We start from the raw sequence: 17,988 nt of genomic DNA, 5'->3' as shown, positions 1-17,988 counted from the left end.
ATATATAGCCCTTTGCACATACCTTGGCCGGATAGCAAATCGGTTATGCAGTGGATTGCAAATCCATCTAGACCAGTTCGATTCTGGTTCCGGCCTCCATATACAAAAAAAAGCCCGATTATTATCGGGCTTTTTTAATTTGATGCGGTTATGAAAACTGCACAATCTAATTAGACTACTTTAGCGCTTTTAGGCGTAAACGCAGCGCATTTAGCTTAATAAATCCTGCTGCATCTTTTTGATCATAAGCACCTTCATCATCTTCAAAAGTGGCAATTTTTTCGCTGAAGAGTGAATCGTCTGACTTGCGACCAACAACAGCAATACCGCCTTTATAAAGCTTAAGGCGCACCGTACCATTAACAGTTTCTTGCGTTTGATCAATCGCAGCTTGAAGCATTTCACGTTCTGGCGCAAACCAAAAGCCGTTATAAACCATCTCAGCATATTTTGGCATCAGTTCATCCTTCAAATGTGCCGCATTACGATCTAACGTTAAACTCTCCATAGCGCGATGCGCTTTAAGCATAACCGTACCTGCAGGGGTTTCATAACAACCGCGTGACTTCATGCCAACAAAACGATTTTCCACAATATCATCACGTCCAATACCGTGTGCACCAGCACGTTGGTTTAATACTTCCATAACTGTAGCAGGGCTCATAGACTCACCATCAATGGCTACAATGTCGCCCTTCTCATAAGTAATATCAATATATTCCGCTTTATCTGGTGCATTCTCAGGAGAAACTGTCCAACGCCACATATCATCTTCTGGCTCAGCCCATGGGTCTTCCAAGATATCGCCTTCATATGAAATGTGCAACAAGTTTGCATCCATTGAATAAGGAGACTTTTTGTTTTGTTTTTGGTAATCAATTTCAATGCCATGACTTTCAGCAAAATTCATTAATGACTCGCGTGAAGATAACTCCCACTCACGCCACGGTGCAATCACTTGAATATCAGCATCAAGGGCATAGGCATTTAATTCAAAACGAACCTGGTCATTACCCTTGCCGGTTGCACCATGTGAAATAGCATCCGCACCAACCTCATGGGCAATCTCCACTAAGCGCTTTGATATAAGCGGACGAGCAATTGAGGTACCCAATAAGTATTCACCTTCATAAATCGCGTTTGCTCTAAACATTGGAAAAACAAAATCACGTGCAAATTCTTCTCGCAAGTCTTCAATATAAATTTCTTTGACGCCAGCAGCTTTAGCTTTGGCACGAGCTGGCTCCACTTCTTCACCCTGTCCAATGTTAGCAGTAAAAGTAACCACTTCACACTGGTAAGTGTCTTGCAACCATTTGACAATAATACTTGTGTCTAATCCACCCGAATAGGCCAATACTACTTTATTCATCTTTGTTCCTTGAGCTCTATTAAGCTACACTCTTTTCAAAATTAATGGTTTTTACTAATAATATTTGGCCATGCTGATCTACCACTTCAACCGTCCATTTACCGGTCCATGTACGCCAAATATTCTTACTTGACCACACTCGCCAGCGCTTCCCTTTAATATTAAAGCTGATTTCAGCTTTTATTTTATCTTGGTAAATCCAGCGGTGAGTAATCGTATCACCGACTAAATTACGTATATTAGTAAAGAAGTAGATTTTACCTAAAGAATCAGTCACTTCAGTGATTATCTCGACTGGTTGTCTGTCAGCAACGGAACTAGCAAAAACGGCTTGAGAAATGTTCTCATGTGGCCAGTTGGCGATTGCCATGTTTGTGAACACTAGCCATAATAAAACAATCTTTTTCATTACTTTACCCAATCGATAATATGTAACTGTATATCATCTTCATCAACTTGCTTATCTGTCAACGTTCTTCCTCGTACTGAAATTCCAGCCAAATGCACTGACTCTGGATCTTTACTAATCAGCGGATGCCAATCAAACAAAGGCTTTCCTTCATGTAACAACCGATAAGCACAGGTGTCAGGCAACCAATTGAACTTTTCACCCCAATCCGGGTAAATGGTCAAACAAGCGGGTACATATTCTTGTCGGTTTTCATAATGAGGACATTGACAAGTCTCTTCATTCATATAGTGGCAAACCACCTCAGTAAAGTAGATGTCACCTGTATCTTCATCTTCAAGTTTGTGCAAACAACAACGTCCACAACTATCGCACAGAGATTCCCACTGATCTCGGCTCATTTCATCTAAGCTTAACACTTCCCAGAAATTTTTTGACTTAGTAGGCATATTAAAACGCGTTGCCAACCAGATATAACAGGATTTGTTTACCTTTAATATCGCCTTGTCGAGCTGACCTACTCGCCCAAAAATAAGCTTGTTGATAATTCGGCTCTACACCAAGTCCATTAATATACATCATGGCTAATGAATTTTGAGATCGAGCGATATCCTGACTAGCAGATTGTTGCATAAGTAAAAAAGCTCTATGATCATCTTTAGCTACCAGCTCCCCAATACTGTACAAGGTGCTTAAATTATGCTGTGCAATTGGATTACCTTGTTGCGCACTACTCACCAATTTCTCAACGTTATTCAACATGCTAGCATTGCTGTTTAATGAATCTAGAATCTGTTGCTGATTTGGAATTGACATTGATAAATTTGGCGTTGGTTGAGCATTTGAACCACCTATAGTATCGTCTGTTATGATCGCAACAGGCGTCTCAACCACTAATACATTGCTATCGATTAATTCAACAATTGGTGTTGAGATTTCAGCCACTTCTAGCTCTAGAGCTTCTTGCTTTGATTGTTCAATCGCATCCATATTTGCTAGTAGCGCTATTGCCTCGTCAAACGCTTGTTCTCTCGCCTTAGATAACCATTCTCTAGCTTCTAATACCTGCCCTTTGTTACGCAATAATTTTCCAAGTTGAAATTGTGCTTTAGCAGATCCTACCTGGGCTGTTTTCAACAATAACTGCTGCGCTTTATCAGTGTCTTGAATAACACCCTTACCTTCAAGCAAAGATATGGCGAATGCATATTGAGCGGGGATATAATCTTGATCGGATGCTTTACGATAATACGATGCTGCCTGAATATAATTATGACGCTGTTGATAGAACTCAGCTAAATAAAATTGTGCCTCTGGGTCCAATTGGTTAGCTGCACGAAGATACCAAGTTTGCGCTAACGTATCACTTTTCTCAATGCCCACACCCTTTTCATAAAGCTTTGCCAAAGTTAATTGTGCAATGCCGTAACCAAGCTGAGCTGCTCGTTCATACCAGCGAAAAGCTTCTTTGTTATCTATTTCAGAACCTTCACCTCGACGATACATAACCGCCAAATTATATTGCGCTGCCACAAAGTCTTGCTCAGCTGCTTTTGCATACCAAGACAAAGCCTGTTTTAAATCTTTATTAGTACCAATGCCGTGATAATAACCATTGGCTACATTAAATTGTGCACTAGCAAAACCTTGCTCTGCGACCTGTGTATACCAATAAAAAGCTAATTTTTCATCGGTCTTAACGCCAATACCATTGTGATATATATTCGCCAAACTGAATTGCGATCTTGCATCACCACTTTTGGACGATTTTTCAAGCTTGGTAAGAAGTAACTCATTTGACAATTCACTAGATTCATCTAAAACTTGTGGCTGATACCCAACAATCTCGTTAGCACTATCAGACTGTAAAATTTGCAACGCCTGAACAGGCAGGAAAATAACAACAATAAAATAAGCAAACTTAGTCATTTAACAATCGGTTTAAATTTGAACAAAACAAACTCTATTTTAATCGGATTTAATAATTTGAGAGGTCAATCGCTCTATGCCAATAGCTACACCTGAACACTGTGGTAGAGAATTTTCTAGCTGTTTTAAAAAGTCCTGGTCTGGTTCTGAAAAAGTCTTTCCCAACTGCTTACGTTTGGCATTTTCACGCTCAAATATTTGTTGATATGCTTGTGCATTTTGCAATTCATTATACCCATTGGCTACTTCCACGCCCAATAAGTACAATTCAAATCGGTATGCTACTCGACCTTCAGTCTTAGCCAGTGCGCTTTGGTCTGCCGGATAATCATAAATAAAACAAATGGGGATTTTTTTTATTGCCGGCTCTATTAAATGCACAAATAAAAAGATTTGTAAATCTTCAATCCAATTGAAATCAGTGCTTAAACCATGCGTCTTGGCAACTATCTTTAAATCATCAAAATTAGTATTGAGTATATCAATATTCGCAAACTGATCAAATGCCTGCGCATAGGACAATTTAACCATCTCGCCTTTGACACCCAATACGTTAATCAACGAGGTGATATCATCCATCAACTGGTGCGTGTCAAAACCTAATCGATAATACTCCAACATAGTAAATTCGTTAAAATTTTGTTCGCCAAATTCATTATCTCGATACACCTGACAAATTTGATAAATATCACCACTTCCTTGTGATAATAACTTTTTCATCTCCAATTCTGGAGAGGTGTGCAGATATTGAGTTTTTGGTTCAATGTCTTGATTAACGTGTGCACTAACACTATCAATATAAACATCAGTAGTAGGTGTGTTTAGCAACGAAGGCGTTTGCACTTCAAGCAAACCCTGTGCATCGAAAAACAAACGTATCTTCTTTAAAATATTTGCTTTTTTTCTAATATGTGAATTTAACGATACTGTCATAAATCATACATTTTTATAGATGCAACAAAAAAAGAGTGTTCAACGTATTTGACAAATTTATCTATAAAAAACAGGATGGTATTATTAAGAGCGTCCTGCGTATTCATTCGTACGCGTATCCACTTTCACTTGTTCACCAATAGCTATGAATAATGGCACCTGTACAACCACGCCTGTATTCATGGTTGCTGGTTTGCCACCAGTGCCTGCTGTATCACCCTTGAGACCGGGATCTGTATCCACGACTTCAAGAATCACATGATTAGGCGGTGTCACTGAAATTGGATTGTCATTCCAAAGAGTAACAATACACATGTCTTGCTCAACCAAATAACCCCTAACATCGTCCATATTGTTATCGTTAATAACATATTGGTCAAAAGTACTTGGATCCATGAAGTTCCATTCACTACCATCGTTATAAAGATATTGCATATCCAATTCCATCACATCTGCACCTTCTAAAGATTCTCCAGATTTAAAAGTCTTTTCTAAAGTCTTTCCAGTGATCAGATCTTTAAGTTTAACTCGGTTAGAAGCCTGGCCTTTTCCAGGCTTTCGGATTTCATTATTAATAATTGAACAAGGATTGCCGTCTAACATTAATTTTAAGCCGTTCTTAAATTGACTGGTCGAGTAATATGCCATTTTTTTAACCTATTGAGTGTAAAATTTAAGCATCTTATTTTACGCACTTTTTAATGCATATACACGAATACCAGGCCAAAGGCTTATTTAGACAATTTAACATTAAAACCCCAAACTCTATTCTCATTAACACCACTGCCGAAGCAGGCAAGGCTTGTGCTGACCTAGGTGGCAATATATGGGTAGTTAAAGCACAAGTTCACGCGGGTGGACGTGGCAAAGGCGGTGGTGTTGTTTTGTGTCGATCTATTGAGGAAGTCGAGGATACATGCAAACAACTATTTAACACTCGTTTGATAACACCACAAACCGATGCTAAAGGTCTGCCAATTAATCAGCTACTCATTGAAGGTGGGCAAAATATTGAACGTGAATTGTACCTAGGCCTCTTAATTGATCGCCAAACTCAACAAATTACTATTTTAGCCTCCACTGAAGGTGGTATGGATATTGAGACTGTAGCCAGCGAAACTCCTGAAAAAATTATTAAATTTGGTGTTAACCCATTAGGCGCTTTAAATGTAGATGATTGCACTTTAATTGCTTCTCAACTAAAGCTTGAAGGTGTTTTATCCGAGCAATTTGTTAGCGCATTAATGGGCTTATACGAAATATTTACTAGTAAGGATGTCAGCTTAATTGAAATAAATCCATTAATCACTACTACTGAAAACAGCCTACTGGCATTAGATGGAAAAATTGATTTTGATGATAACGCACTATATCGACACGAGGACATTCTAGCATTGCGAGACATCTTGCAAGAAGACGAAAAAGAAAACGAGGCAAGCGAATATCAACTGAATTACATTTCTCTTGATGGTACTATTGGCTGTATGGTGAATGGTGCTGGCTTGGCTATGGCCACCATGGATCTCATTGAACATCATGGTGGCTCCCCTGCTAACTTCTTAGATGTAGGGGGTGGCACAACGGCTGAGCGTGTTGCCAAAGCATTTGAACTTATCCAAACAGAAAAAAATGTAGCTGGTATTTTGGTTAATATTTTTGGCGGCATTGTACGTTGCGATCTAATTGCAGAAGGGATCCTTCAAGCTATCGAGAAAGTAGGTTTAAATTTACCTATTGTAGTGCGCTTAGAAGGTACTAATGCTGCAGCAGGACTTAAATTACTAGATGAATCTTCAGCAGAAATTTACACAGAGGCTAATCTCACCCAAGCAGCGATAAAAATTGTGGAGTTGTCAAAATGAGTGTATTAATCAATAAAGATACTCGAGTTATTACCCAAGGATTTACCGGTAAACAAGGAACTTTCCATTCTGAACAGTCTATTGCCTATGGCACACACTTTGTTGGAGGTGTAACGCCAGGTAAAGGCGGTCAAACTCATTTAGATTTACCTGTATTTAATTCAGTCAAAGAATCCATGGATGAAACTGGTGCTACAGCCACAATGATCTATGTGCCACCACGTTTTGCTTATGCTTCAATTATTGAGGCTATTGAAGCAGAGATGCCAGTTATTGCCTGCATTACTGAAGGTATTCCAGTGCAAGATATGCTTAAAATTAAAGCGATTTTAAAGGGCTCGAATTCAACTTTGATTGGTCCAAATTGCCCAGGGGTTATCACCCCTAATGAATGCAAATTGGGCATTATGCCAGGAAACATCCATCAAGCTGGTAGCGTAGGTGTAGTATCTCGCTCAGGCACACTTACTTATGAGGCGGTACATCAAACCACTTCAGTAGGACTTGGACAGAGTACTTGTATTGGGATTGGTGGCGACCCTATTCAAGGCATGAATTTCATTGACTGTTTGGCACTTTTCGAAGCTGACGATCAAACTCAATCGATTATTATGGTGGGTGAAATTGGCGGCTCCGCCGAGGAGGAGGCAGCAGAATTTATTCAATCCAACGTTTCCAAGCCTGTTGTATCTTATATTGCCGGCCTTACAGCGCCCAAAGGCAAACGTATGGGTCATGCCGGTGCCGTAATCAGCGGAGGATCAGGCAAGGCTATAGACAAAATTAAAGCTTTAGAAAAGTCTGGGGTAGCAATTGCACCAACACCGGCAACCATGGGTTCAACCCTATTAAACATATTGAAATGAATAAGCCAATAATCGTCTTAGGTATTGGTGAACTAGGTAGTGTTTTTGCACGCGCATTTTTGCGTGCCAACTACCCTGTTTACCCCATAACCCGTGCAACAGATATTGATGAACTCTCAGACACAATTGATCCGGAGATGATTCTTGTTTGCACTGCAGAAGCTGACCTACAAGATGCGCTTAAATCTATACCCAATAAATGGAAAGATCGCGTTGCCATGATGCAAAATGAATTATTGCCACGCGACTGGCTTGAACATGGCTTTAGCCGTCCTACCGTGATATCAGTATGGTTTGAAAAGAAAAAAGGCATGGATTCTAAAGTGCTTATTTCTTCCCCTGCATTTGGACCCAAGGCACAGATACTGGCCAATTCACTAGCGCTAATAGATATTCCGGCACATGTATTAAATAACGAAGATGAATTACTGTTCGAACTGGTGATTAAAAATCTCTATATATTAACTAGCAATATTGCTGGGCTTATTATTAAGCCAGGTACTAATGTTAATGATTTATATAATAATCATTTAGCACTGATGCGTGACGTGTTTAAAGATATTTTAGCGCTACAAGTTGCACTCACCGGAAAGCCATATGATGATAAAGCTCTAGAACGGGGATTGGTTAAAGCTTTTGAGGGTGATCCTGAACATGGGTGCATGGGTAGATCGGCACCTGCAAGACTAGATAGAGCATTAGAATTGGTCAATGAATTTGATATTGAAGCTCCGACTTTGCAAAAAATTAAAGACAGTCTTTAACCATTCATTTTTGCATAAGTTTTTTCAATTTCTTGCTCTAAAGCTAATAGCGAAAACCCTCGGACTTCTTCAATAAACTTCTGACCCATAAAGAACACTTGCACAACAGGCAGAGAAAATACGCCATGTTGGGCGCATATTTCTTGCATCTGCTCACAATCAATATAGACCATTTCTAATTCAGGAAATTTAGTGTTAAATTTATTATCGATCTGTGGCTTAATAGTTTGACATACGCCACAATTAGCGCCACCGAAAAGAATTAACACCGCATCTTTCTCACGCTTCAGTGTATCTAGCTGACTTTGACTCTCTAATTGATTCATAAACACCCTCCTAATTCTTTAAAGAATACCTCGAAATTAGGCAACGTTAAATTTGATTGTCGCTGCTTTTGACCCCACATGGGCTCTGGAAAATGGCTATCCTGTTTGAATCTTGCCATAATATGCCAATGAACATGCGGCAACATGTTTCCAAATGACGCGATATTAATCTTATCTGCTTTAAAATAACTAATCATCTGTTTTTCAACAATATCAATAATTCTAAAAATTTCCAACTTTTCTTCAGTCGTGCATTCGCTAAATTCTTTGATTTCTCGTCTAGTAAATACCTTAACCCAAGGTATTTCACTTGGTTCAATCTCAATAAACACTAAGTCATTTTCAAATATCATGATCTCTCCAACAGCATAGCATCGCCATACGAGAAGAATCGATACTTTTCTTCAATAGCATGTTGGTAAATTTCCATCATTCGTTCTCTACCAATGAAAGCACTCACTAACATCAACAGTGATGACTTGGGAAGATGAAAATTAGTAATCATCATATCCACAACTTTAAACTGATAGCCTGGATAAATAAAAATATCAGTTTCCTCTTTGGCAGCCTTAAGTTTTCCACTTTTTGCTGCAGATTCAAGCGATCTAACCGCTGTCGTCCCAACGGCAATAATACGTCCGTTGTTTGCTTTGGTTTGGTTAATTAAATCAATTGTATCTTGAGAAATCTCATAATATTCACTGTGCATTTGATGGTCAATGATATTATCAGATTTAACTGGTTGGAAAGTGCCTGCGCCCACATGTAGAGTCACAAAAGCAGAGTTAACACCTTTGTTTTTTAATTTTTTTAATAATTCATCATCAAAATGCAGCCCTGCTGTAGGTGCGGCAACTGCGCCATCTTTCTTAGCAAAAACTGTTTGATAACGCTCAAGATCGGCCTCTTCATCTGTTCTTTCAATATAAGGTGGCAAAGGGATGTGACCAACCTGATCAAGCAAGCCTAACAATGAATCAGTGTTAAATTCTAGTGTGTAAAAACCATTTTTTTTATCAATAACCTGTGCCTTATCACCATTCTCAAGTGTGATAAAACTATCGATCTTAGGCGCTCTTGAAGCTTTCACCATAGCCAAAACCTGTTTATCATTAAGCAAGCGCTCAATCATAATCTCAACTTTTCCACCTGAAGCTTTATGGGCAAATAATCGTGCTGGAATGACTCGAGTATTATTCATGATCAACAAATCTCCCGATTTAACAAAATTGCTGATTTGATGAAAATGGGTATCGAGTATGGTTTCTTGAGCTACTAATAAGCGTGAATCAGTTCTATTTTCAGGTGGATTCTGGGCAATTAACTGTTTTGGCAAATCAAAATCAAATTGACTTAATAACATATCTATTCCTGTTCAATAAGGTTAGCCTGCTGAGTAAACAGCTCTAACACCTGGTAGCTTGCAGCAACAATAGCTCTAGGGGTGATAGTAGCACCTGTAAAGCTGTCAAACACACCACCATCGCGCTTTACCTTCCAGTTATCTTTAATAGGGCTTGATAGTGACAGTCCTTTAAATTGCTCAATCCAACTAGACTTTTTAGTTTCAATCTTGTCACCCAATCCTGGAGTTTCTTTATGCATAATGACACGAACACCAAGCAATTCATGATTAACACTCACGCCAGTTAACAAACGAATATCACCACTATATCCATTTGGATAGGTATGCTCAATCAAATATGCAAAAACCTCGCCTTTGCGTTTGGCAGGATATACATTAATTGTTTGCTTAGTATTGTGAAGTGATAATTCTTTACTATATTTATCTTGCAAAATATCATTGTCATAGTTTGAGACCAACTCTCCAAGACGCTTGATCAGTAGTTGCCTTTCATTGTGCTGGATTTTTTCTTTAGTTGCAACCTCAGTCCAACTAACAAAAAAGATGCTAACAAACGTAAAAATAAACAACAAAATACCGGATTTTAAAATAAGTTTGTTCATTATCTGCCGAATACTTTAGGTTGGGTATAGTAATCGATCAATGGTACAGTCATATTCATCAATAATACGGCAAAAGCAATGCCTTCGGGATAATTACCATATGTACGAATAATCACAACTAATACACCAATTAAGAAGCCATAAATAAGTCTACCTTTGGGTGTTGTGCTTGCTGAAACTGGATCAGTGGCAATAAAAAATGCACCAAGCATTGTGCCACCAAGTATTAAATGATTTTGTGCTGGCAGATGTTGCTGTGAATCAAAGATTGAAATCAATAATGCCATAATCACAATGCCTAACAAAAATGCTAATGGAATATGCCAAGCAATGATTTTTCTAGCCAGTAAATATATCCCACCTAGTAAAAACCCTATATTAATCCAAGCTTGTGAAACAGAATGTAGGTGTAATGTTGACAGATCATTACCTAAAGATAAGTTAGTTTTAACATCATCTAGTCGTGTTGCGCCACTTAGCCCGTCAAAATTCAATAAATTAAAAACAACCTCACTAGCTTGACTAAAGCTTAAGAAATCAATGGGCCATGTCGTCATTTGCAAAGGATACGAAATTAATAAAAAAGCATACCCAAGCATGGCAGGATTAAACGGATTATTGCCCAGGCCACCATACAACTGCTTGCCGAAGACAATGGCAAATGCCACGCCAACTACCACCACCCACCAGGGTGCAATAGCGGGAATAGATATTGCCAATAAGATTGCTGTTAAGGCCGCAGAACCGTCACTGATAGAGTCTAGTATCTGCCGTCCACGCACAGCCAAAATGACTGACTCAACGACCAATGCGGAAGTGACGCCAAGTAATATTTGAATGATAACGCCCCAGCCAAAAAACACATACGATACCGACACACCCAAAACAAGCGCATAAATTACTTGTCTCATAATCTGATTGGTGTTCAGTCCAGTACTATGCATTATCTTCCTTTGATTTCTTAACCCGCGCCATTGCTTGAGCAATTTTATCTTTTTGCTCTTGGTTTTTATCTTTATCTTTAGCCATTTTCTCTTTCAAGGCTTGTTTCTTGGCCGCCATCATTTCAGCACGCTCTTGTTTATTACGCTCAAGCCGATACTCCCTAAATTCGAAACGCTCCCTAGCAATATCTATTTTATGTTGCTCAGCAGTTTGTTTTTTACATAAAGCCTTAGCAAATGAAAAATAACTCACTAAATCAATATGACTGGGGCAAACATAAGAACAGCAGGCACATTCAATGCAATCCATTAGTGAGTAGTCGATACATTTTTCAACATTTTCACTCTTAGCGTGCCAATATAATTGCTGAGGTAATAGGCCAATTGGACAAACTGGGTTACAGCTATTGCAACGAATACATTCTTGCGCGATATGTTTTTGCGTTTTATTATTAACAAAAATACAATTTGTAATCTTGCAAATTGGCATATGAATTGTGTCAATATCAACACCCATCATCATGCCGCCCATACGATAATCATGCGCTTTATTATTCACATCAGTGAGATTAATAATATGTTCAAAAGATGCGCCTAAGCGAACTTCAACATTGATGGGGCTTAACGCATTTCCAGTCACAGTAACTATGCGAGATACTAGCGGCCTCTGGTCAATAACTGCATCATAAATCGCTTTGGTACTAGAAACATTCTGACAAACAACGCCACTATCTGCAGCAAAACCACCAGAAGGTATTTCAATACTTAATAATGCCTTAATAAGAAGCTTTTCTGCACCAGATGTGTATTTAGTTGGAAGCTGTTGTATGCTAATTCTTGCATTATGATTAAACATAAGTAATGACTGGTACGCTTCATGCTTGTCATCTTCAATAGCAATAATAGCTTTTTGTGCACCGGTTATATGCAATAAAATCTCCACACCACGTATAACTTCTCGAGCATGATGCTGCATTAACGCATCATCACACATAATACCTGGCTCACACTCTGTGCCATTAATAATTAATGTATGGCAATCAAACGCTTTACTTAACTTGGTATGTGATGGAAAACCCGCGCCACCTAAGCCTACGATGCCTGATTTTTGAATATAATCAATCATTGTCTGTCGATCACAATGTAAAAAATCTTGTCCGCAGCCTTGCTCACTTATCCACTCATCTTTGCCGTCAGAATCGATACTAATACAAGTAGATTTTAAGCCTGATTTATGCGGAATTAGTTGCTTGTCAATAGCTGATACTGTGCCGGAAATAGAGGCATGAATTGGCACACAAAAAGCATCTTCTGTTTGTGCAATAACCTGGCCTGTTAACACCCTGTCACCCACCTTTACACAGGGCTTAGCTTCTTCACCGATACGTTGCTGAAGAGGCAGAACCACACTAGTTGGCAACGGCGCTTGAATAATCTCTACCCGCTCAATTGGATAAGGGTTATCAATTTTGATACCGCCTGGAAACTCAAAATTAAGCATGATTGTTACTAGGAATTATGGGTATAAAATTAGACATATTCGGTTCTATCGCCTTAATATATATACAATCAACTGGACAAACCGGAATGCATAAGTCGCAACCAGTACACTCCTCTTCAATCACAGTTGTCATAACTTTGGATGCGCCCACGAATGCATCTACTGGGCACGCTTGAATGCATAAAGTGCAACCAATACAAAGCTTTTCATCTACATAAACCACATGCTCTGGTTTAGTCTCTCCATGCTCAGCATTGAGAGTAAGCACCTCAACATCCAGCAATTCAGCTAGTGCATCTACACCCTCTTGTCCACCTGGAGGACATTGGTTAATTTGCGCCTCCCCTTTTGCCAATGCCTCTGCATAAGGGCGACAACCTGGAAAGTCACATTGGCCACATTGGGTTTGAGGCAAGATAGCATCAATTTGATCTACTAATGGATTGCCTGCCACTTTAAAACGGATGGCGGAATAACCTAAAATTAATCCAAGAATTAATGTTAAAGCAGAAAAAATGACGATAGACTCTATCACTAGGCTAGTCCAATAAATCCCATAAAGGCCATTGACATCAAACCCGCAGTAATCAATGCAATTGGCGCACCTTTAAAGGCAGCAGGGACATCAGCGGTATCAATTCTTTCACGAATCGCTGAAAATAAAACCAAAACAAAAGAAAATCCAACTGCCGCACCAAATCCATAAACAGCTGACGCTAGAAATCCATTATCTTGGTTGACGTTTAATAATGCCACTCCAAGCACTGCACAGTTGGTCGTAATAAGTGGCAAGAATACACCTAGAGATTGATGAAGCACGGGAGATGTTTTATTTACCACAAGCTCAGTAAATCCTACTACACCAGCAATGATTACAATAAAAGCAATGGTTCTCAAATATTCCATATCAAATGGCAGCAAGATATAGGTATTAATCAAGTAGCTTGAAATACTCGCCAAGGTCAGTACGAATGTTGTTGCGAACCCCATACCAATAGCAGTCTCTACTTTTTTTGAAACCCCCATGAATGGGCACAAACCTAGAAATTTAACCAATACAAAATTATTGACTAAGATCGTACTCACTAAAATTAAGACATATTCATTCATAGCTTTGATTTTAACTCAAAATCACTTTCAATAGCCCAAATGAACTGATTAACAACAGTGCGCCACCTACCCATTTTTTAAATATTTGATCATTCTCGATTATTTTTTGGTGCAACCTAATGCCAATCACATGACCAATGGCGGCAATTGGAATTAGATATAATGAAAATTGCCAATCAATCATCACATTCATAACAACAAAGGCTGTCATCTTAATACTGACCAAAATAAACCAAAGTACAAATAAAGTATTACGTAAATATTCCTTGGCAACATGGCGCATATAGACTGCCACAATTAACGGCGCGCCCGTTAAGGAAGTGCCAGCTACATATCCGCCCATTACCAACAAAATCTTATCCACCCACGGCTTATGTGAAGTAATCTTATGATTGAAAATCCAAGTAATTGCGTAGAAAATAGTAATTGAGTAAATAAAAACAATCACCACGGTATCTGGCAAACTTAATAGACCAGCTACACCAATTAATGTTGGTGGGATAATCCATAATAACGATCGTTTCAAATAGTGCCAATCAACTGTTTTAAATGATTTAAACAGCGTTAAGGAGGAAAAAAACAGTAAATGCAAGCCAATAACCGGCAGCCAATATACTGGACTCCCACCTACAAGTAACATCAACGGTAAGCCGAGCGCCGCACCACCAAAACCCAAACCTGTGCGAACAAAACCCGTCCACAGAAAAATCAGCCCAACCAGCACTAGGCTAGTAGCGTCAAAACTCATTAGCGCAATGTGTCAGCCAGTTTTTCAGCACTTTGTTGGGTAACTTGAGCGTCTTTAGCTTCAACCATGACACGGATGAGTGGCTCAGTGCCCGAGGCGCGAATTAATACTCGCCCTTCATCGCCCAAATCAGACTCAACCGTCTTGATAGTTTGATTCAATAGTTGATGATTAGCAAGGTCAACTTTCTCTTGTGTTTTAACATTAATCAACACCTGTGGATATTTCACCATCTCATGTTTAAGCTGGGAAAGGCTAGACTGACTCTTTGCTAGCACTTCTAATACCTGAAGTGCAGAAATAATACCATCGCCAGAAGTTGTCTTGTCTAAACAGATCATGTGTCCTGATCCTTCACCACCTAAAATAGCACCATGTTTTTTCATCTCTTCCATGACGTGGCGATCACCTACATCAGCTTCAATAAATTTAATATCAACACCCTTTAAGGCGTGACGCATACCTAGATTAGTCATCTTTGTGCCGACCACTATATTGTTGGTTAAACGGTCTTGCTGCTGCCAAGCTTTAGCCACAATAAATACCAATTCGTCGCCATCTACTAATTCACCATTGTGATCCACCATCATCAAACGATCACCATCGCCATCAAAAGCAATACCAAGATCAGCTTTAGTTTCAAGAACAACTTGCTGTAAATGCTGAGTATCTGTTGCACCACAATCTTTATTAATATTAACGCCATCTGGCGAGTTATTGATTACAGTTATATTGGCACCTAGTTCAGAAAAGACTTTCTCGGCAATGTGATAAGTAGCGCCATTTGCACAATCAATAACAATATTTAATCCGCTTAATTCTGCAGAACGATCAAATGTGGACTTACAAAACTCAATGTAGCGCCCACGTGGCTGCTCATGTCTGCGCGCCTTCCCAATCTGATCCGAGCTAACGCTAATCATAGGTTCAGTCAATTTCTGCTCAATCTTTGCTTGATCATCATCGTTCAGTTTCAATCCTTTGGCTGAAAAAAACTTAACACCATTATCTTGAAAATGATTATGTGAAGCGCTAATCACGACGCCAGCTGTGGCGTTATAAGTTTGAGTTAAATAAGCAATGGCGGGAGTTGGCATTGGCCCTAACAACCCTACATCAACACCAGCAGATAAAAAGCCAGCCTCTAACGCCGATTCAAATAAATAACCTGATACACGTGTATCTTTACCAATAACAACGCTAGCTTTACCTTTTTCAGACAAAACTGAGCCAACCGCCCAGCCCAACTTTAAAAAGAAGTCTGCCGTAATTGGCTCTATCCCAACCTCACCACGAATACCATCTGTACCAAAATAACTAGCCAATTTCCTCTCCATTCGTCGCCTGCAATATTGACAACGCATCTTTAGTTTCCAAAACATCATGTACGCGCACAATGTTTGCCCCATTTTGAACTGCTATTATAGCCCCTGTTACACTACCAACAACTCTGCCTTTCACATCACGATCATTTAACAATACACCAATCATTGATTTTCTGGAAAGACCTGCCAGCAATCGCAAACCAAAATACTTGAATTCATCAAACCGACGTAGGATTTCTAAATTATGTTCAAGAGTTTTGCCAAAGCCAAACCCCGGGTCAAGAATAATCTTATCTCTTAAAATTCCTGCTTTAATACAAGCATCAATTCTCTGTTGAAAAAATTGTTGAATATCATCAACCACATTGCTATATTCTGGATTTTTTTGCATGGTTCTTGGAGAGCCTTGCATATGCATAAGACAGACATCCACTTGAAGAGAAGCGACCATTTCTATAGCGCCATCAGTTTGTAAAGCATTAACATCGTTAACAATACTAGCGCCAGCTTCCACAGCTAATTTCATAACTTGCGGTTTAGATGTGTCTATTGATATAGGGATATCAACCTCGTCTGCAAGCGCTTTAATAACTGGAATCACTCGGCTTATTTCATCAGCCTCGCTCACTGCTTTCGCACCTGGTCGTGTTGACTCTCCACCGACATCAATAATATCAACCCCCTGAGCGATCATTTGCTTAGCGTTAGCGATTGCATCATTAATATTAAAGCATTCACCGCCATCAGAAAACGAATCAGGGGTGACATTTAGCACACCCATAATTAATGTTGACGCTGATTGAATAGCCATAACGACTAAAAATTAACGTTAGGCGATTTGCGGATCGCCATCGACAGGCTTATCATCAGAATCATTTGAATCGTCAGCTCTGACGCCAGAACCTAGCTCTGTTGAAGCGACATCAGAATCAACGATAACGGCTGCCTCACGAATCGGCTTGCGATCCATTAAATCGTCAATTTGCTCTTTATCAATGGTCTCATGCATCATTAATGCTTTAGTCATCTCAATAAGAATGTCTTTATTTTCTTCAAGTATCTTGGTTGCCATTGCATAGTTAGTATCAATGATTAATCTAATTTCATCATCAATTACTTTAAACGTATCTTCAGAAATATGCTTGTGCTTGGTCACCTGTTTGCCCAAGAAAACCTCACCGTCATCTTCGCCATAGGCCAAAGGACCTAATTTATCGGACATACCCCATTGTTTCACCATTTTATGAGCAATTTCGGTAGCACGCTCAATGTCATTGCTTGCACCTGTTGTTACTGCATCTGCACCATAAATAAGCTCTTCAGCAATACGCCCGCCAAATAAAGAGGCGATTTGGGAATTTAGTTTGCGCTTAGATATGCTATAGCTATCTTTTTCTGGCAAAAACATGGTGACTCCCAGCGCCCTACCTCTAGGAATGATACTTACCTTGTAAACAGGATCATGTTCCGGCACAATACGGCCAACAATCGCATGGCCTGCCTCATGAGAAGCGGTCATTTCTTTTTCTGACTCATCCATTGCCATTGATTTGCGCTCTGCGCCCATCATAATTTTGTCTTTAGCTTTTTCAAATTCTTGCATACCAACCAATTGCTTATTCTTGCCTGCAGCAATCAAAGCGGCCTCATTAGCTAAATTAGCCAAATCAGCGCCAGAGAAACCCGGTGTTCCTTTAGCGATATTAACAGACTTAACATTTTTAGCAATTGGCAATTTACTCATATGAATCTTTAAAATGGCATCACGGCCATTAATATCCGGCAATCCAACCATGACTTGACGATCAAAACGTCCCGGGCGCAATAACGCTGGATCAAGCACATCAGGGCGGTTAGTTGCTGCAATAACAATAATGCCTTCCGAGCCTTCAAAGCCATCCATTTCTACCAACATTTGGTTCAAAGTTTGC

General features: G+C 39.4%; 21 protein-coding genes and 1 tRNA gene. 4 read left to right on the top strand and 18 right to left on the bottom strand.

Annotation, left to right across the window (positions count from 1 at the left end; all coding sequences use genetic code 11):
• The first annotated feature begins 25 nt into the window (after nucleotides 1-25).
• A tRNA-Cys gene (locus P8M52_RS04300) sits at nucleotides 26-99 on the top strand.
• A 76-nt stretch (nucleotides 100-175) separates the two neighbouring features.
• Here P8M52_RS04300 and P8M52_RS04295 read toward each other — a convergent pair.
• From P8M52_RS04295 to efp, 6 genes are all read right to left on the bottom strand, one after another.
• Complete coding sequence (locus P8M52_RS04295) at nucleotides 176-1,372, bottom strand: argininosuccinate synthase (protein WP_300307803.1); 1,197 nt, start codon at nucleotides 1,370-1,372, stop codon at nucleotides 176-178.
• Between the two features lie 19 nt (nucleotides 1,373-1,391).
• On the bottom strand, nucleotides 1,392-1,781 hold the full coding sequence (locus tag P8M52_RS04290) for a DUF2914 domain-containing protein (RefSeq protein ID WP_300307800.1): 390 nt from the start codon (nucleotides 1,779-1,781) through the stop codon (nucleotides 1,392-1,394).
• Nucleotides 1,781-2,230 (bottom strand): YcgN family cysteine cluster protein, encoded by a 450-nt coding sequence (locus tag P8M52_RS04285; protein ID WP_300307797.1) that lies wholly within the window; start codon nucleotides 2,228-2,230, stop codon nucleotides 1,781-1,783. The genes P8M52_RS04290 and P8M52_RS04285 overlap by 1 nt, the downstream gene beginning before the upstream one ends.
• A 1-nt stretch (nucleotide 2,231) precedes the next feature.
• A complete protein-coding gene (locus P8M52_RS04280; protein WP_300307794.1) occupies nucleotides 2,232-3,710 on the bottom strand; it encodes a tetratricopeptide repeat protein in 1,479 nt (492 codons plus the stop codon).
• Nucleotides 3,711-3,749: 39 nt separating this feature from the next.
• Nucleotides 3,750-4,643 (bottom strand): EF-P lysine aminoacylase EpmA, encoded by an 894-nt coding sequence (gene epmA / locus P8M52_RS04275; RefSeq protein ID WP_300307791.1) that lies wholly within the window; start codon nucleotides 4,641-4,643, stop codon nucleotides 3,750-3,752.
• 84 nt (nucleotides 4,644-4,727) lie between these two features.
• Nucleotides 4,728-5,291 (bottom strand): elongation factor P, encoded by a 564-nt coding sequence (efp, locus tag P8M52_RS04270; RefSeq protein WP_300307788.1) that lies wholly within the window; start codon nucleotides 5,289-5,291, stop codon nucleotides 4,728-4,730.
• Between the two features lie 53 nt (nucleotides 5,292-5,344).
• On the opposite strand from efp, the gene sucC reads away from it, so the two are divergent.
• From sucC to P8M52_RS04255, 3 genes are read left to right on the top strand one after another with little or no spacing between them, the layout of a single operon-like run.
• Nucleotides 5,345-6,505, top strand: coding sequence for an ADP-forming succinate--CoA ligase subunit beta (sucC, locus tag P8M52_RS04265; protein WP_300307785.1), 1,161 nt, complete (start codon nucleotides 5,345-5,347; stop codon nucleotides 6,503-6,505).
• Complete coding sequence (gene sucD / locus P8M52_RS04260; protein ID WP_300307782.1) at nucleotides 6,502-7,371, top strand: succinate--CoA ligase subunit alpha; 870 nt, start codon at nucleotides 6,502-6,504, stop codon at nucleotides 7,369-7,371. The genes sucC and sucD overlap by 4 nt, the downstream gene beginning before the upstream one ends.
• Complete coding sequence (locus P8M52_RS04255; RefSeq protein ID WP_300307779.1) at nucleotides 7,368-8,135, top strand: hypothetical protein; 768 nt, start codon at nucleotides 7,368-7,370, stop codon at nucleotides 8,133-8,135. The genes sucD and P8M52_RS04255 overlap by 4 nt, the downstream gene beginning before the upstream one ends.
• Here P8M52_RS04255 and P8M52_RS04250 read toward each other — a convergent pair.
• The 12 genes from P8M52_RS04250 to P8M52_RS04195 all read right to left on the bottom strand — a co-directional run.
• On the bottom strand, nucleotides 8,132-8,461 hold the full coding sequence (locus tag P8M52_RS04250) for a thioredoxin family protein (RefSeq protein ID WP_300307776.1): 330 nt from the start codon (nucleotides 8,459-8,461) through the stop codon (nucleotides 8,132-8,134). The genes P8M52_RS04255 and P8M52_RS04250 overlap by 4 nt on opposite strands.
• On the bottom strand, nucleotides 8,458-8,814 hold the full coding sequence (locus tag P8M52_RS04245; RefSeq protein WP_300307773.1) for an HIT family protein: 357 nt from the start codon (nucleotides 8,812-8,814) through the stop codon (nucleotides 8,458-8,460). Before P8M52_RS04245 ends, P8M52_RS04250 begins: the two co-directional genes overlap by 4 nt.
• Nucleotides 8,811-9,824: a tRNA preQ1(34) S-adenosylmethionine ribosyltransferase-isomerase QueA gene (queA, locus tag P8M52_RS04240; RefSeq protein ID WP_300307771.1), complete on the bottom strand. Its 1,014-nt coding sequence runs from the start codon at nucleotides 9,822-9,824 to the stop codon at nucleotides 8,811-8,813. Before queA ends, P8M52_RS04245 begins: the two co-directional genes overlap by 4 nt.
• Before the next feature lie 2 nt (nucleotides 9,825-9,826).
• Nucleotides 9,827-10,429 (bottom strand): electron transport complex subunit RsxG, encoded by a 603-nt coding sequence (rsxG, locus tag P8M52_RS04235; protein WP_300307768.1) that lies wholly within the window; start codon nucleotides 10,427-10,429, stop codon nucleotides 9,827-9,829.
• Nucleotides 10,429-11,373 (bottom strand): RnfABCDGE type electron transport complex subunit D, encoded by a 945-nt coding sequence (locus P8M52_RS04230; RefSeq protein ID WP_300307765.1) that lies wholly within the window; start codon nucleotides 11,371-11,373, stop codon nucleotides 10,429-10,431. Before P8M52_RS04230 ends, rsxG begins: the two co-directional genes overlap by 1 nt.
• Nucleotides 11,366-12,874: an electron transport complex subunit RsxC gene (gene rsxC, locus P8M52_RS04225; protein WP_300307763.1), complete on the bottom strand. Its 1,509-nt coding sequence runs from the start codon at nucleotides 12,872-12,874 to the stop codon at nucleotides 11,366-11,368. The genes P8M52_RS04230 and rsxC overlap by 8 nt, the downstream gene beginning before the upstream one ends.
• Nucleotides 12,867-13,409 (bottom strand): electron transport complex subunit RsxB, encoded by a 543-nt coding sequence (gene rsxB, locus P8M52_RS04220; protein ID WP_363320149.1) that lies wholly within the window; start codon nucleotides 13,407-13,409, stop codon nucleotides 12,867-12,869. The genes rsxC and rsxB overlap by 8 nt, the downstream gene beginning before the upstream one ends.
• The gene (gene rsxA, locus P8M52_RS04215; protein ID WP_300307761.1) at nucleotides 13,409-13,984 is read right to left on the bottom strand and encodes an electron transport complex subunit RsxA; all 576 of its coding nucleotides are present in this window, start codon (nucleotides 13,982-13,984) and stop codon (nucleotides 13,409-13,411) included. Before rsxA ends, rsxB begins: the two co-directional genes overlap by 1 nt.
• A gap of 10 nt (nucleotides 13,985-13,994) precedes the next feature.
• The gene (locus P8M52_RS04210) at nucleotides 13,995-14,732 is read right to left on the bottom strand and encodes a TSUP family transporter (protein WP_300307758.1); all 738 of its coding nucleotides are present in this window, start codon (nucleotides 14,730-14,732) and stop codon (nucleotides 13,995-13,997) included.
• On the bottom strand, nucleotides 14,732-16,057 hold the full coding sequence (glmM, locus tag P8M52_RS04205) for a phosphoglucosamine mutase (RefSeq protein WP_300307806.1): 1,326 nt from the start codon (nucleotides 16,055-16,057) through the stop codon (nucleotides 14,732-14,734). The genes P8M52_RS04210 and glmM overlap by 1 nt, the downstream gene beginning before the upstream one ends.
• Nucleotides 16,050-16,868, bottom strand: coding sequence for a dihydropteroate synthase (folP, locus tag P8M52_RS04200; protein ID WP_300307755.1), 819 nt, complete (start codon nucleotides 16,866-16,868; stop codon nucleotides 16,050-16,052). The genes glmM and folP overlap by 8 nt, the downstream gene beginning before the upstream one ends.
• Before the next feature lie 18 nt (nucleotides 16,869-16,886).
• Nucleotides 16,887-17,988: AAA family ATPase (locus tag P8M52_RS04195; protein WP_300307752.1), on the bottom strand; the 1,102-nt coding region annotated here is incomplete at its 5' end.

Source organism: Candidatus Thioglobus sp., from assembly GCF_029243085.1.
GTDB lineage: Bacteria > Pseudomonadota > Gammaproteobacteria > PS1 > Pseudothioglobaceae > Thioglobus_A.
Note: the sequence above shows the minus strand (reverse complement) of the source record. Positions and strands in the feature narration are given on the sequence as shown.

Coding starts and splice junctions, on each gene's coding strand:
- P8M52_RS04295 (WP_300307803.1), bottom strand. CDS start 1,372: ATGAATAAAGTAGTATTGGCCTATTCGGGTGGATTAGACACAAGTATT.
- P8M52_RS04290 (WP_300307800.1), bottom strand. CDS start 1,781: ATGAAAAAGATTGTTTTATTATGGCTAGTGTTCACAAACATGGCAATC.
- P8M52_RS04285 (WP_300307797.1), bottom strand. CDS start 2,230: ATGCCTACTAAGTCAAAAAATTTCTGGGAAGTGTTAAGCTTAGATGAA.
- P8M52_RS04280 (WP_300307794.1), bottom strand. CDS start 3,710: ATGACTAAGTTTGCTTATTTTATTGTTGTTATTTTCCTGCCTGTTCAG.
- epmA (WP_300307791.1), bottom strand. CDS start 4,643: ATGACAGTATCGTTAAATTCACATATTAGAAAAAAAGCAAATATTTTA.
- efp (WP_300307788.1), bottom strand. CDS start 5,291: ATGGCATATTACTCGACCAGTCAATTTAAGAACGGCTTAAAATTAATG.
- sucC (WP_300307785.1), top strand. CDS start 5,345: ATGCATATACACGAATACCAGGCCAAAGGCTTATTTAGACAATTTAAC.
- sucD (WP_300307782.1), top strand. CDS start 6,502: ATGAGTGTATTAATCAATAAAGATACTCGAGTTATTACCCAAGGATTT.
- P8M52_RS04255 (WP_300307779.1), top strand. CDS start 7,368: ATGAATAAGCCAATAATCGTCTTAGGTATTGGTGAACTAGGTAGTGTT.
- P8M52_RS04250 (WP_300307776.1), bottom strand. CDS start 8,461: ATGAATCAATTAGAGAGTCAAAGTCAGCTAGATACACTGAAGCGTGAG.
- P8M52_RS04245 (WP_300307773.1), bottom strand. CDS start 8,814: ATGATATTTGAAAATGACTTAGTGTTTATTGAGATTGAACCAAGTGAA.
- queA (WP_300307771.1), bottom strand. CDS start 9,824: ATGTTATTAAGTCAATTTGATTTTGATTTGCCAAAACAGTTAATTGCC.
- rsxG (WP_300307768.1), bottom strand. CDS start 10,429: ATGAACAAACTTATTTTAAAATCCGGTATTTTGTTGTTTATTTTTACG.
- P8M52_RS04230 (WP_300307765.1), bottom strand. CDS start 11,373: ATGCATAGTACTGGACTGAACACCAATCAGATTATGAGACAAGTAATT.
- rsxC (WP_300307763.1), bottom strand. CDS start 12,874: ATGCTTAATTTTGAGTTTCCAGGCGGTATCAAAATTGATAACCCTTAT.
- rsxA (WP_300307761.1), bottom strand. CDS start 13,984: ATGAATGAATATGTCTTAATTTTAGTGAGTACGATCTTAGTCAATAAT.
- P8M52_RS04210 (WP_300307758.1), bottom strand. CDS start 14,732: ATGAGTTTTGACGCTACTAGCCTAGTGCTGGTTGGGCTGATTTTTCTG.
- folP (WP_300307755.1), bottom strand. CDS start 16,868: ATGGCTATTCAATCAGCGTCAACATTAATTATGGGTGTGCTAAATGTC.